Origin of the sequence: Nonomuraea fastidiosa (assembly GCF_042751225.1) — a bacterium.
Taxonomy (GTDB): domain Bacteria; phylum Actinomycetota; class Actinomycetes; order Streptosporangiales; family Streptosporangiaceae; genus Nonomuraea; species Nonomuraea fastidiosa.
This window is the reverse complement of sequence record NZ_CP170570.1, coordinates 2,975,305-2,989,408: the sequence shown is the minus strand read 5'-3', so window position 1 is coordinate 2,989,408 and position 14,104 is coordinate 2,975,305. Positions and strand designations below refer to the sequence as shown.

The 14,104-nt window shown below is 70.6% G+C and carries 12 protein-coding genes and 1 pseudogene; 6 read left to right on the top strand and 7 right to left on the bottom strand.

Annotated features, from left to right (window positions below; translation table 11 throughout):
* Positions 1-71: 71 nt before the first annotated feature.
* On the bottom strand, positions 72-1,373 hold the full coding sequence (locus ACFMQL_RS13620; RefSeq protein WP_364064532.1) for an MATE family efflux transporter: 1,302 nt from the start codon (positions 1,371-1,373) through the stop codon (positions 72-74).
* 283 nt (positions 1,374-1,656) lie between these two features.
* Here ACFMQL_RS13620 and dnaB point away from each other — a divergent pair.
* Positions 1,657-3,941: pseudogene (gene dnaB, locus ACFMQL_RS13615) on the top strand (replicative DNA helicase).
* A gap of 152 nt (positions 3,942-4,093) precedes the next feature.
* A complete protein-coding gene (locus ACFMQL_RS13610) occupies positions 4,094-4,543 on the top strand; it encodes a universal stress protein (RefSeq protein ID WP_364064526.1) in 450 nt (149 codons plus the stop codon).
* 13 nt (positions 4,544-4,556) lie between these two features.
* On the opposite strand, the gene soxR is transcribed toward ACFMQL_RS13610, so the two are convergent.
* The gene (gene soxR, locus ACFMQL_RS13605; RefSeq protein ID WP_364064523.1) at positions 4,557-5,057 is read right to left on the bottom strand and encodes a redox-sensitive transcriptional activator SoxR; all 501 of its coding nucleotides are present in this window, start codon (positions 5,055-5,057) and stop codon (positions 4,557-4,559) included.
* A gap of 52 nt (positions 5,058-5,109) precedes the next feature.
* Between soxR and ACFMQL_RS13600 the strand changes: the two genes are divergently transcribed.
* Positions 5,110-6,027, top strand: a complete 918-nt coding sequence (locus ACFMQL_RS13600) for an SMP-30/gluconolactonase/LRE family protein (protein ID WP_378785835.1) — start codon at positions 5,110-5,112, stop codon at positions 6,025-6,027.
* A 38-nt stretch (positions 6,028-6,065) separates the two neighbouring features.
* Here the strand turns inward: ACFMQL_RS13600 and ACFMQL_RS13595 are convergent, their stop codons facing one another.
* Positions 6,066-6,794, bottom strand: coding sequence for an ABC transporter permease (locus ACFMQL_RS13595; protein ID WP_378785834.1), 729 nt, complete (start codon positions 6,792-6,794; stop codon positions 6,066-6,068).
* Positions 6,791-7,696, bottom strand: a complete 906-nt coding sequence (locus ACFMQL_RS13590; protein ID WP_378785833.1) for an ABC transporter ATP-binding protein — start codon at positions 7,694-7,696, stop codon at positions 6,791-6,793. The genes ACFMQL_RS13595 and ACFMQL_RS13590 overlap by 4 nt, the downstream gene beginning before the upstream one ends.
* Positions 7,697-7,805: 109 nt before the next feature.
* On the opposite strand from ACFMQL_RS13590, the gene ACFMQL_RS13585 reads away from it, so the two are divergent.
* The 3 genes from ACFMQL_RS13585 (at position 7,806) to dnaN (ending at position 11,404) form a co-directional block, all read left to right on the top strand.
* Positions 7,806-9,233 (top strand): histidine kinase, encoded by a 1,428-nt coding sequence (locus ACFMQL_RS13585; RefSeq protein ID WP_364064515.1) that lies wholly within the window; start codon positions 7,806-7,808, stop codon positions 9,231-9,233.
* Positions 9,230-9,880 carry a response regulator transcription factor gene (locus ACFMQL_RS13580; protein WP_364064512.1) on the top strand — a complete coding sequence of 217 codons (651 nt, stop codon included), beginning with the start codon at positions 9,230-9,232 and terminating at the stop codon, positions 9,878-9,880. Before ACFMQL_RS13585 ends, ACFMQL_RS13580 begins: the two co-directional genes overlap by 4 nt.
* A 423-nt stretch (positions 9,881-10,303) precedes the next feature.
* Positions 10,304-11,404, top strand: a complete 1,101-nt coding sequence (gene dnaN, locus ACFMQL_RS13575; RefSeq protein WP_364064509.1) for a DNA polymerase III subunit beta — start codon at positions 10,304-10,306, stop codon at positions 11,402-11,404.
* Here the strand turns inward: dnaN and ACFMQL_RS13570 are convergent.
* The 3 genes from ACFMQL_RS13570 to ACFMQL_RS13560 all read right to left on the bottom strand — a co-directional run bounded on the left by ACFMQL_RS13570 (position 11,382) and on the right by ACFMQL_RS13560 (position 14,049).
* Positions 11,382-11,879 (bottom strand): MarR family winged helix-turn-helix transcriptional regulator, encoded by a 498-nt coding sequence (locus tag ACFMQL_RS13570; RefSeq protein WP_364064506.1) that lies wholly within the window; start codon positions 11,877-11,879, stop codon positions 11,382-11,384. The genes dnaN and ACFMQL_RS13570 overlap by 23 nt on opposite strands.
* Positions 11,880-11,918: 39 nt before the next feature.
* Complete coding sequence (locus tag ACFMQL_RS13565; protein WP_364064503.1) at positions 11,919-12,605, bottom strand: FadR/GntR family transcriptional regulator; 687 nt, start codon at positions 12,603-12,605, stop codon at positions 11,919-11,921.
* Between the two features lie 100 nt (positions 12,606-12,705).
* Positions 12,706-14,049 carry a helix-turn-helix transcriptional regulator gene (locus tag ACFMQL_RS13560; RefSeq protein WP_364064501.1) on the bottom strand — a complete coding sequence of 448 codons (1,344 nt, stop codon included), beginning with the start codon at positions 14,047-14,049 and terminating at the stop codon, positions 12,706-12,708.
* Positions 14,050-14,104: the final 55 nt, after the last annotated feature.

Below are 14,104 nucleotides of genomic sequence, written 5' to 3'. Positions count from 1 at the left end.
ACAAAGCACACCCCGCTCAGGGAATGCGCCTACTCTGCTCCACCCCTTCGGTAACAGCAAGCACAATCCGGTTACGCGCCGGTTACCAGCCAGGCGGTGCCGGCCGCGCGGCGTACGAGGGTGACCAGGCGTGCCACCATCCACACGCCGAGCGCACACCACAGTGCGACCACACCGATCCCCGAGGCCAGCAGGGCGGCCGGCAGGTACGCCAGCGTCGTCCACACCCCGGCCCACGCCAGGTAGCGCTGGTCGCCCGCGCCTATGAGCACGCCGTCGAGCACGAACACGATCCCGCAGATCGGCTGGAAGAGCGCCACCGGCCACAGCAGGTCGAGCAGCAGCCCGGCCACCGCGGGCTCGGCGTCGAACAGCCCCGGCACCAGCGGTCTTGCCGCGATCACCAGCAGGCCGAGCAGCGCGCCCGACCACAGGCCCCACTGGACCATGCGGCGAGTGGCGTCCCTGGTGGCCGGCACGTCGCCGGCGCCCAGCGAGCGTCCGGTGATGGCCTGCCCGGCGATCGCGATGGCGTCGAGGGCGAACGCGAGCAGCGTCCAGACCTGTGTGGCCAGCGCGTACGCGGCCAGCTCGGCCTCGCCCATCCTGGTGGCGATCGCGGTGGCGGCGAGCAGCACGATGCGCAGGCATACGGTACGGATGAACAGGGCGACGCCCGCCGTGCCCGCCTGCCTGATCCCCTGGAATGACGGGGTGAGCGGGGTGTGGTGCCGCAGCGCGCCGCGCGCGACGACGACGAGGTAGACGGCCGCGCCCCCGCTCTGCGCGATCACCGTGCCCCACGCCGACCCCGCGATGCCCCAGCCGAGCCCCAGCACGAACCAGGCGTTCAGCGCGGCGTTCGCGGCGAACGACCCCACGGCCACCACCAGCGGCGTCACCGTGTCCTGCAGGCCGCGCAGCACGCCGGTGCCGGCAAGCACGACCAGCATCGCGGGCGTGCCGAGCAGGCTGATCCGCAGGTACGTCACCGCCTGCGCGGCCTGCGTACCGCTCGCGCCGAACCAGCTCACGATCTCCGGCGCGAGCGGCCAGCACGCCGCGATCAGCGCCACGCCGAGGCCGATGGCCAGCCAGATGCCGTCCACACCGCTGCGCATGGCCCGCGCGTGCTCGCCCGCGCCGGTCTGCCGCGCCACCTGCGCGGTCGTGCCGTAGGCGAGGAAGACGCACAGGTTCACCAGCGTCGTCAGTACGGTGCCCGCCACGCCCAGAGCGCCGACCGCCGTGGTGCCCAGGCCGTGGCCGACGATGGCATAGTCGGCGAGCAGGAAGAGCGGTTCGGCGACGAGTGCGCCGAACGCGGGCACGGCGAGTCGGAGAATCTCCCGGTCTCTGGATGTAATGGGCATTTGTCCATTATGGACATTACACGGCGTGTGAGGCCAACTTTCTTTTCTCCACAGCCAGTGGACACCGTTCGCCCTGCTCAGAGGGGCTTCGGTGGATATCTGAAACAGTTATCCCCAGCCCCGTCCACAGGCCGTTCACATCCTCAGGCCAGTCGTACACAGGTTGACCACAGGGTTGTCCACAGGCCACGTTGCCGAGCGACCCGGACTCCGCGAAACTGTCACACCGGTCGACTACAAGTGGGGGTGGTGCGACCACCTGCGAGTTGCACGAGGGGGCGCGGTGAGCATTGACGACGAGGCCGTCGGCGGTCCTGGATTCGAGCGCACACCTCCTCACAACATCGAGGCGGAGCAGTCGGTCCTGGGCGGCATGCTGCTGTCGAAGGACGCCATCGCCGACGTCGTGGAGATCCTGCGCTCCGACGACTTCTATCGTCCGGCTCATCAGATCATCTACGACGTCATCACCGAGCTGTACGGCCGGGGCGAGCCCGCCGACGCCGTCACCGTCTTCGACGAGCTGCAAAAGCGCGGCGAGATGGCCCGAGTGGGCGGCGCGGCCTACCTTCACACGCTGACCGCCGTCGTCCCCACGGCCGCCAACGCCGGCTACTACGCCAAGATCGTCCGGGAGCAGGCCGTCCTGCGCCGCCTCATCGAGGCCGGCACCCGCATCGTCTCCTACGGCTACGGCGGCCAGAACGAAGAGGTCGACGACCTCGTCGACCGTGCCCAGGCGGAGATCTACAAGGTCACCGAGCGGCGCACCTCCGAGGACTACGCGCCGCTGTCGGAGATCATGCCCGGCGCGCTCGACGAGCTGGAGGCCATCGGCAGCCGCGGCGGCCAGATGGTCGGTGTCCCCACCGGCTTCGCCGACCTCGACCAGCTCACCAACGGCCTGCACCCCGGCCAGATGATCGTCGTCGCCGCGCGGCCCGCCATCGGCAAGGCCCTCGCGCTCGACACGCCGCTGCCCACCCCGTCGGGCTGGACGACGATGGGCGAGGTCCAGGTGGGCGACCTGCTCATCGGCGCCGACGGGCGGCCCACCACGGTCGTCGCGGCCACCGAGGTGTTGCACGGGCGGCCCTGTTACGAGGTGGAGTTCAGCGACGGCACGGTGATCGTGGCCGACGCGCTCCACCAGTGGCTCACCGCCGATGACGGGGGCCGGCTCGGGTCCGTACGACGGAGGAGATCGCCGCCACCGTGCACACCGGCCACTCCGTCGCCAACACCCGCCCCCTGGAGCTGCCGGATCGCGACCTGCCGACGCCCCCGTACGAGCTGGGCACCCACCTCGCCACGGCCTTCGGCGCCTCCGGCGCGAAGATCGCTCCGGGCGCCTCCGGCGTGGATGCCGCTCTGGATGCCTCCGGCGCGGAGACCGCTCCGGGCGTTTTCGGCGCCTGTGGCGCGTTTGGCGCGTGTGGCGCGGACGGCGGTTCGCTGGGCGCGCAGGCCCAGGCGGAGCCGTGCGGGCGCATTCCCGGGGCGTACCTGCGGGCGTCGGAGGAGCAGCGCAGGGCGCTCCTGGCGGGCCTGCTCGACGCCGCCGCCACCATCGACGACACCGGCACGATCCGGCTCACCCTCGCCGACGCCGACCTGGCCGGTGACGTCCGCGAGCTGATCCACGGCCTGGGCTACTCGGTGTCCGCAGACGAGGCAGGCACCGGCCACACGATCACGTTCACGCCGCCTGACAAGGTGTTCCGGCGCAGCGACGCCAACGTCCACATCGACACCGCCGCCGATACCCTCCACCGCACGATCACCGGCGTCCGCCCGGTGCCGTCGGTGCCGGTGCGGTGCGTGGAGGTCGACAACGCCGACCACCTCTATCTCGCCGGCCGTACGCTGATCCCCACCCACAACTCCACGCTCGGCCTCGACTTCGCCAGGTCCGCGGCGATCAAGCACGGCATGACCACGGTCATCTTCTCGCTGGAGATGTCCCGCAACGAGATCGTCATGCGCCTGCTCTCCGCCGAGGCCCGCGTCGCGCTCCACCACATGCGCTCCGGCATGATGGGCGACGAAGACTGGACCCGCCTGGCCCGCAGGATGAGCGAGGTGGCCGAGGCGCCGCTGTTCATCGACGACTCGCCCAACATGTCGATGATGGAGATCCGCGCCAAGTGCCGCCGCCTCAAGCAGCGCAACGACCTGCGGTTCGTGGTCATCGACTACCTCCAGCTGATGAGCTCGCCGAAGAAGGTCGAAAGCCGCCAGAACGAGGTCTCCGAGATCTCGCGTGCCATCAAGCTGCTGGCCAAGGAGCTGGAGGTGCCGGTCATCGCGATCTCCCAGCTCAACCGAGGCCCCGAGCAGCGCACCGACAAGCGCCCACAGGTGAGCGACCTTCGCGAATCGGGATCGATCGAACAGGACGCCGACATGGTCATCCTGTTGCACCGGGAGGACGCGTACGAGCCGGAGTCGCCGCGGGCGGGTGAGGCGGACCTGATCGTGGCCAAGCACCGTAACGGTCCCACGGCCACGGTGACGGTCGCCTTCCAGGGCCACTACAGCCGATTCGTGGACATGGCCCAGCACTGACGCCCGCGCTTCGAGCGCGGCGAAGGGGGCGCACACGCGAGCGGCCCGCTTCTTACGCCGGGCGTTCTGTGACGGAACAGACAATCCGCTCAGGAATGGCCGATGATCGCTTCGGTGCTCTACGAGATGACCGAAGCGAAGGGAAGCAAGCCATGACCATCCTTGTCGCCTACGACGGCTCGGCCGACGCCCGCGCCGCGATCGAGTTCGCCGCCAAGCACCTCACCGCCGAGCCCACGGTCATCGTCACCGTCTGGGAGCCGCTGCTCGTTCAGCTCAAGAAGTTTCCGCTGGCCGTGAGCTCCATCGACACCAGCACCGAGGACGAGGCGCACGCCCAGGCGGAGCACCACGCCAAGGAGGGCGCCGAGCTGGCCATCGCGTCCGGGCTCACCGACGTCACCTACCGGGCGGTGGCCGACCACGACTCCATCTGGAAGACGATCGTGGACGTGGCCGACGAGATCGACGCCTCGCTGATCGTCACCGGCTCGCGCGGTCTGGCCGGTGTGCGGTCGGTGCTGCTGGGCAGCGTCTCCAACCACGTGCTGCATCACGCGCACCGGCCGACCCTCATCGTTCCGCCCGCCAAGAAGGCGTAGCCGAAGCCAAGGCTCAGGACGCCGTGTCGCAGCAGGGCCGGCGCTGGGGCGGTGGGCAGATCCGGGTGTCGATGCGCCGCGCGCCGGGCCCCTCGTCGCCCAGCCGGTCGTACGGGTTGGCGACCGGGCACCGGTCGAGCGACAGGCAGCCGCACCCGATGCAGTCGGTGAGGTCGTCGCGCAGCCGCTGGAGCTGCTCGATGCGGTCGTCCAGCTCGCTGCGCCAGGCGGCCGACAGCCTGGCCCAGTCCTCGCGGGTGGGGGTGCGTTCGTCGGGAAGCTCGCTGAGCGCGTCCTTGATGACCTTGAGCGGGATGCCGATGCGCTGCGCCAGCCTGATGAACGCGACCCTGCGCAGGGTGTCGCGCGTGTAACGTCGCTGGTTGCCGGCGGTGCGGCGGCTGCTGATGAGGCCCTTGCTCTCGTAGAAGTGCAGGGCGGAGACCGCGACGCCGCTACGTTCGGCGAGCTGCCCGACGGTCAGCTCCTTGGTGTTCCAGGCGACCTTCGACATACCTCGACATTACTTCAGGGACTGCGGGCCGGACCCCCGTAGGGTGGTCGCCATGACGGACACGATCCCCACTGAGTTCGAGGTGCTCGACGAGCGCATGGCCGCGGTCGGCGGCGACACGACTATCGAGATCCTGTACAGGGGCACCCGCTGGGGCGAGGGGCCGGTCTACTTCCCGGCCGGCCGGTTCCTGGTCTGGAGCGACATCCCCAACGACCGCATGCTGCGCTGGGACGAGATGACCGGCGCGGTGGGCCCGTTCCGGCGGCCGTCCCATTACGTCAACGGCAACACGCTCGACCGCGAGGGCCGGCTGATCTCCTGCGAGCAGGGCCCGCGCAGGGTCACCCGCACCGAGCACGACGGCTCCGTCACGGTGATCGCCGACCGGTGGCAGGGCAAGCGCTTCAACAGCCCCAACGACGTCGTCGTACGCTCCGACGGCTCCATCTGGTTCACCGACCCCCCGTACGGCATCCTCAGCGACTACGAGGGCGTGGCCGCCGAGCCGGAGATCGACGGCTGCCACGTCTACCGGGCCGACCCGGTGACGGGCGAGGTGCGGATCGTGGCCGACGACTTCGACCGGCCCAACGGGCTCGCGTTCTCGCCGGACGAGCGGCTGCTGTACGTGGCCGACACCAGGCGCAGGCACATCCGCGTGTTCGAGGTGCGGGACGACGGCACGCTCGGCGGCGGCAAGGAGTTCGCCGCAGGAGGCGAGCAGGACTCGTACGACGGCATGCGGCTCGACAACAAGGGCCGCGTGTGGACGGCGGCCGGCAAGGCGGTGCTCTGCTACGACCCCGACGGCACCCTGCTCGGCCGGTTGAAGCTGCCCGAGCCGGCCGCGAACCTGGTGTTCGGCGGGCTCAAGCGCAACCACCTGTTCATCGCGGCGGCGACCTCGCTGTACTCGCTGCTGACCAACGTCACGGGAGCGCGCCCGGTGTGGGCCACCGGACGCTGACCCGCCCCGCCGCGCCCCTGCTCCGGCGGGTGCGCGGCTCACTCCCATCGGAACAGCCGTACGGCCAGGCCCCCGAAGACGATCAGCCCCGCGCCCACCACCACCAGGTGGAGGAGCTGCGGCGCCTGTCCCGCCCAGCAGTCCCTGAGCGCCTGGGCGAACGGCCCGGCAACCGAGTAGTCGCTGATCATGCGCAGCACGTCCGGCATGACGTCGCGCGGCACCCACATCCCGGCGATGAACATCAGCGGGAACATCACGGCCGACCCGATGCCGGGCGCGACCTTGGCGTTCGGCGCGAGCGAGGCGATGACCAGCCCCATGGCGAGCAGCGCGGCGGTGCCGAGCAGGAACACCAGCACGAACCACCCCATGTGGCGCGGCGCCGCCGAGCCGAACACCAGCGCCCCCGTGAGGATCAGCAGTGTCGTGGTGACGATCCCGATCCCGAGGTTGATCAGCAGCTGTACGCCGAGCAGCCGCCCAGGCCCGACCGGCGTGGTGGACATCCGCCTGAGCACGCCCTGCTCCCGGTAGGTGACCAGGGTCGCGGGCAGCGCGCTGCACGACAGCGTGAGCAGCGACAGCAGCGTCATCATGCTCGGCCACTGGGCGTCCACGAACCGCTCGCCGCCCGCGTCCGCCCGGGTGAAGTCGGGGATGCTGAGCCCCAGCACGACCAGCAGCGCGAGCGGCAGCAGGACCGTGAACAGCAGCAGCGGCCACTCGCGCAGGTGCAGCTTGGTCTCCGTGACGAGCAGCTTCATGACAGCTTCCTTCCGGTCAGCGCGAGGAACGCGTCGTCCAGCGTGGCCTGCTCGATCCGCAGGTCTCCCGGGACGACCTGGTGGTGCGCCAGGGCGAGGGTGACGGCGGGCGCGAGGTTGCCCGAGCCGGTGACGACGACCTGCTCGCCGCTCCTCGACACCTCGCGCACCTCGGGCAGCGCCAGCAGCAGCGCGTCGTCGACCGGCGCGGACGGCCGGAACCGCAGCCGCTGCTCGCCGCCCACCTGCGCGATGAGCCCCGCTGGGGTGTCGGTGGCGACGACCCGGCCCGCGTCGATGAGCGCGATGCGGTCGCAGAGCCGTTCGGCCTCCTCCATGAAGTGCGTGACCAGCACGATCGTCACGCCGGACGTGCGTACCTGCTCGATCAGCTCCCAGGTGTCCCTGCGGGCCTGCGGGTCGAGCCCGGTCGTCAGCTCGTCCAGCACGGCCACGCGCGGCCGGCCCACCAGGGCCAGCGCCACCGAGAGCCGCTGCCGCTGACCGCCGGACAGCTTCTTGAACGCGGTGTCGCGCTTGGGACCGAGGTCGACCCGCTCAAGCAGCTCACGCCAGTCGGCCGGGTCGGGGTAGAAGGAGGCGTACAGGTCGAGCGCCTCCCACACCTTGATCTTCTCCGGCAGCGCGGCGCTCTGGATCTGCATGCCCAGCACGCGGCGCAGCTCGTCGCGGTCGGTCGCCGGGTCGAGCCCGGCCACGCGTACGGTGCCGCCGTCGCGCTCGCGCAGCCCGGCGACGCACTCGACGGTCGTGGTCTTGCCGGCGCCGTTGGGGCCGAGGATGCCGAAGATCTCGCCCTCGGCCACCTCGAACGACACGTCGGCTACCGCGAGGTGGTTGGGGTACTGCTTGCGCAGGTTCCTGACCTCGATGACTTTCATGCCATCGACGCTAGGAACGCGACCTCACGCGCGGAATCTCGCTAGATGCCCGGCAAGGGTGTACCTAGGTGCAGTGTGGCGACCCCGCCCGCTGTCGCAGACTGATGTCATGCTCAACAGGTACGGCCACGTCGCCGCGCTGCTGGCGCTCGGTGCCGTGCAGGTGCCCATGATCGTGGCGAGCGGCGTGCTGCTGCTGTTGTCGTTCGCGCTCGGCATGGTCTTCCTGTTCCCGCCGCAGGTGATGATGGTCAGGCGGATGGCCGAGCTGCACCGGCGGCTGGTCACTCGGCATGCCGGCATCGCCGTCGAGTCGCCCTACCTGCCGCCGCCCCCGCCTCCGGTGCCGCAGGCCGACGGCATGTACCGCTCCGATCGCACGCTCTACAAGACCCCTCGCGTGCCCGCGTGGAACAACCGGTGGCGGTGGCTGGTCAGCGACCCCGGCACGTGGCGCGACCAGAGCTGGCTGCTGCTCGACCCGCTGGTCAAGGTGCTGCTGCTGCCGGCGCTGCTGCTGGTTCCCGGTCGCGGCCTGCGTCTGTACGCCCGCTGGTGCCGGCTGCTGCTCGGCGCCACCGCCGCCAGCCGCCTGGCGGCCCAGGTCGGCCACCTCAGGCGCACCCGCAATCTGGCCGCCGACTCGCAGGCGGCCGAGATGCGCAGGATCGAGCGCGACCTGCACGACGGCACGCAGGCCAGGCTGGTCGCCATCGGCATGACGCTGGGCGCGGTCGAGCAGCTCGTGGACACCGACCCGGCCGCGGCCAAGGCGCTGCTCGCCAAGGCCAGGGAGGCGTCGTCGGAGACGCTCACCGAGCTGCGCCGGGTCATCCGCGGCATCCACCCGCCGGTGCTGGCCGAGCGCGGCCTGGCCGACGCCGTACGCGCGCTCGCCATGGACAGCCCGCTGCACGTCACCGTCGACGTGGACCTGCCGAAGCGGGCCGAGCCGCCGGTGGAGGCGGCGGTCTACTTCGCGATCAGCGAGCTGCTGTCCAACGCCGCCCGGCACGGCGGCGCGCAGGAGGCCACCGTGGACATCAGCGCCCACGGCCCCCACCTGCGCGTCACGGTCATGGACGACGGCATGGGCGGCGCGGACCCGTCCAAGGGCAGCGGCCTGGCCGGCATCGAGCGGCGGCTGGCGGCGTTCGACGGCGTGCTCGCCGTGCACAGCCCGCCCGGCGGCCCGACCACGGTCACCATGGACCTGCCCCACGTGCTGCCGGAGCCCGAGAGCGCGACCCGCAAGATGCCCAGGTGGAAGATGATCGTCGTCGGGCTCCTCTGGGCCACGGCCTGGTGCCCCACCTTCCCGCAGGGCGTGGTGGCCGCCATCTTCAAGATCTTCGACATCGATGAGAAGGCGTGGTTCCTCGCCCTTTACCTGCCGCCGCAGTGGCAATGGCCGACGATCATCGGCATGATCGTGCTAGGTGTCGTCATGCACGTCATGGCCATTCGCATCCCCGCCGCTCACGACAACCAGCGCTTCCTGCTTTACTCCAAGCCGCTCAATCCCTGGATTCCATGAACCGCGTTCTCGTCGCAGAAGACCTCTACCTGCTGAGGGACGGCCTCGTCCACCTGCTCCAGGCCCACGGCTTCACCGTCGTCGCCGCTGTCGAGAGCGGGCCAGAGCTGCTCAAGGGCCTGCTCGAACTGCGTCCAGACGTCTCCATCGTCGACGTACGGCTGCCGCCCACCCACACCGACGAGGGCCTGCAGGCCGCGCTCGCGGCCCGGCGGCAGGTGCCCGGCCTGCCCATCCTCGTGCTGTCCCAGCACGTCGAGCAGCTCTACGCCCGCGAGCTCCTCGCCGACGGCTCCGGTGGGATCGGCTATCTGCTGAAGGATCGCGTCTTCAACGCCGAGCAGTTCATCGACGCCGTACGCCGGGTCGCCGCCGGCGGCACCGCCATGGACCCCGAGGTGATCGCCAAGCTGCTGGCCAAGAACTCCAAGCGGCAGCCGCTCGACCACCTCACGCCGCGCGAGCGCGAAGTGCTGGAGGCCATGGCCGAAGGACGCTCCAATGCGGCGATCTCCCAGCGGCTCTACCTGAGCGAGAGCGCCGTGGCCAAGCACACGGCCTCCATCTTCGCCAAGCTCGGCCTGGCCCCGTCGGACGACGACAACCGCCGCGTGCTCGCCGTACTGGCCTACCTCAACAGCCGCTGACCACCCTGCCTGCACGCCTTCCACCGCCGCCGATCCCGTCGCACCGAGTCGCCGGCGGGACGAGCCGGCGCGCCTCCCGCCTCCTTCGACCTCAGCCCGCACGGACCTGCAGGTCCTCGCTGTGCTCGTGTGCTTCGGGGGCCTTTCGGGCCGGGCGCACCTCTACTTCCCTTTGGTCCTCGGCCGTGGGGGAGCTGTAGGCCGTCGCTGTGCTCGTGTGCCTCGGGGGCCGCTTCGGACCGGGGCGGAGTTGTCGGTTGCAGGGGGCCGCCACCCCCACTTCCCCTCTGGTCCTCAGCCCTTAGGACCTGCAGGTCGTCGCCACGCTCGCGTATCTCAGGGGCTACTCAGACCCGGGCGGAGTTGTCGGTGGCACCGGCTATTTTCATAGGGCAGGTGGCGGCGAAGAAGAGGTGGTATGAGGTGAAAATCCGGGTTAACCGCGATGTTCTGGCAGATGCTGTGGCATGGGCGGCCCGCATTCTTCCGAGCCGCCCCGTGGTGCCCGTCCTGTCCGGGCTGCTGCTGGAGGCGACGGACGACCTCCTGACGCTGTCCGCGTTCGACTACGACGTCTCGGCGCGCGCCGAGGTCGACGCCCACGTGTCCGAGGCGGGCCGGGTGCTCATCCCCGGCAAGCTGCTGGCCGAAATCACCCGCAGCCTGCCCGCCGACGACGTCGAGCTGGTCACCGAGGGCACGGAGGCGGTGCTGACCTGCGGCAGCGCGGAGTTCGGCCTCATCACGATGCCGGTCGAAGACTTCCCGTCGCTGCCCGCCATGCCGCCGGCCATCGGCGCGATCGGCGGTGGCGTGTTCGCCTCCGCGGTCGGCCAGGTGGCTCCGGCCGCGAGCCGCGACGACACGCTGCCCATGCTCACCGGCATCAGGGTCGATATCGAGGGTGAGTCGGTGACCATGGCGGCGACCGACCGTTACCGCATCGCCGCCCGCGACTTCACCTGGCGTCCCGCAGCCCCCGGCGTCGCGGTGTCGGCGATGGTGCCCGCCCGGGTGCTGGTCGAGGTGGCCAAGTCGCTGCGCGGCGGCGAGGTCTCCGTGGCGATGGGCGACGGGGTGGCCGGGTTCGAGAGCGTCGGGCGCAGGACCACCGTGCGGCTGCTCGACGAGCAGTTCATCGACTACCGCTCCCGGCTGACCACCGACTGGTCGATCAGGGCCGACGTCCCGGTGGCGACGTTCGTCAACGCGGTCAAGCGGGTGGCGCTGGTGGCCGAGCGCAACACCGCGGTGCGGCTGTCGTTCAGCCAGGGGCAGGTGCTGGTCCAGGCGAGCGGCGGCGACATCGGGCGCGGCGCCGAGGTGGTGCCGTGCGAGCTGCGCGGCGACGACATCCAGATCGCGTTCCAGTCGCAGTTCCTGCTCGACGGGCTCACCGGCATCGAGACCGAGCTGGCCCGCATCAACCTCGAATCGCCCACCAGGCCCGCGCTGATCCAGGACGTGCCGGGCGACGCCAACCCGGCGTTCCGCTACCTCGTCATGTCCCTGCGTCAGGTGTGAGAGCGGCCTGTGTCCCCGCGTCGGCCATGGTCGCCGTCTGACGTGCGGCGACCAGCCGGAAGACGCGCTTGAACTCCGCGTACGCCTCCTCGCCCACGGCCCGCGCGTGTGCCGCCTCCATGGCGGCGAGGATGGCGTCCGAGCGGGCGATGAGGTCGCGCCCCTTGCCGGTGGGCACGATCAGCTTGGCACGCCGGTCGGCGGGGTCGCGTCGCCGTTCCACGTAACCGAGCTCGACCAGCTCGTCCACGAGCGTGCCGATGACCTGCTTGTGCCGGCCCGAGCGGGCGGCCAGGTCCGTCGCCCGGGTGCCGGAGTCGTCGAGATAGGCCAGCACGGCGCCGTGGCGGGGCCGCAGCTTGTCATGCCCCTGCACGGCCAGCTCGGCGAACAGGGCGCGCTGCAGCGCGAACAGCGTGCGCCCGGCCAGCATCCCGAGATCGGGATCCTCGTGCGCACGCCGGCTTCTGTCCATGTGCGCCATCGCCCGGCAGCTTCCGCCCGTGCGAACGGCTCAGGACTCGGATTCGGACTCGGTGAGCGCGATGAGGATGTGCTCCATGCAGGCGTGCCCGGCCCGCTCGGCCGCCGTCGCGTCGCCGGCCGCGATGGCCCTGGCGATGGCGTCGTGCGGGATGTAGCTCTTGTTCAGCGACGTGCCCGCGGCCGTGATGCTGGCCCGCAGTGCCGCCGAGAAGTCCTCGTACAGGTCGATGAGAACGAGGTTGTGCGTGGCGTGCGCGACCGCCATGTGGAAGGCCAGGTCGGCCTCGACGAAGAAGTCGGGGTCGTCGAGCTGCCAGGCCCGCTCCCGCTCGGCCAGCGCCTCCTCGATGCGCCGGATGTCCTCATCCGTGCGCCGGGTGGCGGCCAGGCGGGCCGACTCGACCTCGAGCGCACGGCGTACCTCGAGGATCTCCAGCTGCTCGGCCTGGCGCAGCCGCCGCAGCATCGCGCCGGACAGCTCGCTCGTCGCGCGCACGTAAGTGCCGTCGCCCTGACGGCACTCGAGCAGCCCGGCGTGTGTGAGGGCGCGTACGGCCTCCCGGACGGTGTTGCGGCCCACCCCGAGTTGCTCGGCGAGCGCGGTCTCGGTCGGGATCTTGCCGTTCATCGGCCACGACCCTGAGGTGATCTGCTCTTTCAGCTGCTCGATCACCTGATCGACGAGCGAAGCCCGCTGCGCCGTACGCAGACTCACAGTCCGCCTCCTCCGGGGAAACCAATCATCCTATGAGTCAATGACTGGTAGACCCTCATTATTCCAGACTCACTAGGCCAATCTGGAAGCTCCCGGAGGTTCAGCGAGAAACTGTGGCGTCAATCGTCACCCCTGCCATGGCGGAGCGAACTCCGGCAGCTTCAAGGGCTTTACGATATGCGGCCGTCTGCAGTGCCTTGGACTCGCCCCTGCCATAAAGGTCGCCCAGCTCACGCCAGCACCGTGCGGCCTGGCGATCCGAGCCGAACACCGGCCGGTTGAGCGTGTCGAGCAGCTCGTGCGCGGTGCTCAGATGCGCGGTCGCGTCGCCGTCCTGCTCGAACGCCACGGTGGCCAGCACCAGGTGCGCCTCGGCCGCGGTGGTGCCCGAGCCGTCGTGCTCGAGCCCGGACGCCTTGACGGCCAGCTCGCCCGCGCCCATGAAGTCGCCGGCGCGCAGCTTCACCCGCGCGTGGACGATCAGGCTCTCGCCGTATTCGCGTACGGTGGACGGGAACACCGAGAACGCCCTGACGGCCTCGCCGGCCAGCCGCTCGGCCTCCTCGATCGGGCCCGCGCCCATCCTGGCCCAGTGCATCGCCGTGCGGGCCAGCAGCAGCGCGATGCGGTTCTCCCTGCCCGCCATGATCGCGTCGTCGGCGAGGCTGACGGCGAGCGCCGAGTCCTCACCGGCCGCCGCGGCCGCGCTGGCGTGCCACAACGCCTTGATCTCGGCGGAACGGTCCACAACCTCTGGGACACCCGCGGTGTCGAGCACCCGCTTGACGTACGCGAGCGCGGGGGAGTCGGTCTCGCTCTCGCCGCGCGCCTCGATCAGCGCGGCGGCCAGCTCGACGGCCACCTCGCCCTGCGTGATCTGCAGCCGCTCGGCCTGCCCCAGCGCCACGGCCGCCAGGTCGCGCGCCCGCAGCCGGTCGCCGGCCTGCTGGTAGCAGCGGCTCAGCGCGATGGTGATCGGCAGGTCCGCCAGCCGCTCGGGGTGCGCCGCCGCCTCCCTGCGCAGCCGTTCGAACGCCTCAACAGCCTGACCCAGACGGCCCTGCGCCTCGAGAGCGCGCGCCCGGCCGAACCGCGCCTGCGCGGTCAGCATGGCGTTCTCCTCGTCCGCGGCCTTCACGATGTCCGTGAAGCGGTCCGCCGCGGTGGCCGGGTCGCCATGCTGCAGCTCGAGCTCGGCATGACGGAGCCCGAGCTCGGTGTCGATGCGCTGGCGGGGCTCGATCCCATGCAGGAGGAACTCCGTCGTGCATCCCAGCCGCTCGGCCAGGAGCCGGGCAACCACAGGAGTCGGCGTACGCTTACCCGACTCAATGAGCGAGACATAACTGTCCGACAGGTCGGGTCCGGCCAGCTGGGCCTGAGACATCCGCCTGTTCAGCCGCAATCCGCGGACGCGGTCACCGATGGTTCCCTGACTCGGCATCTCATCTCTCAAGGCGGGGAAGGGTCAACAACACGCAATGATTGCATGAAGTAGC

What these genes read in the sequence shown, in the direction of transcription:
- ACFMQL_RS13620 (WP_364064532.1), bottom strand. Translation starts at nt 1,373, where the DNA reads ATGCCCATTACATCCAGAGACCGGGAGATTCTCCGACTCGCCGTGCCC.
- ACFMQL_RS13610 (WP_364064526.1), top strand. Translation starts at nt 4,094, where the DNA reads ATGACCATCCTTGTCGCCTACGACGGCTCGGCCGACGCCCGCGCCGCG.
- soxR (WP_364064523.1), bottom strand. Translation starts at nt 5,057, where the DNA reads ATGTCGAAGGTCGCCTGGAACACCAAGGAGCTGACCGTCGGGCAGCTC.
- ACFMQL_RS13600 (WP_378785835.1), top strand. Translation starts at nt 5,110, where the DNA reads ATGACGGACACGATCCCCACTGAGTTCGAGGTGCTCGACGAGCGCATG.
- ACFMQL_RS13595 (WP_378785834.1), bottom strand. Translation starts at nt 6,794, where the DNA reads ATGAAGCTGCTCGTCACGGAGACCAAGCTGCACCTGCGCGAGTGGCCG.
- ACFMQL_RS13590 (WP_378785833.1), bottom strand. Translation starts at nt 7,696, where the DNA reads ATGAAAGTCATCGAGGTCAGGAACCTGCGCAAGCAGTACCCCAACCAC.
- ACFMQL_RS13585 (WP_364064515.1), top strand. Translation starts at nt 7,806, where the DNA reads ATGCTCAACAGGTACGGCCACGTCGCCGCGCTGCTGGCGCTCGGTGCC.
- ACFMQL_RS13580 (WP_364064512.1), top strand. Translation starts at nt 9,230, where the DNA reads ATGAACCGCGTTCTCGTCGCAGAAGACCTCTACCTGCTGAGGGACGGC.
- ACFMQL_RS13570 (WP_364064506.1), bottom strand. Translation starts at nt 11,879, where the DNA reads ATGGACAGAAGCCGGCGTGCGCACGAGGATCCCGATCTCGGGATGCTG.
- ACFMQL_RS13560 (WP_364064501.1), bottom strand. Translation starts at nt 14,049, where the DNA reads ATGCCGAGTCAGGGAACCATCGGTGACCGCGTCCGCGGATTGCGGCTG.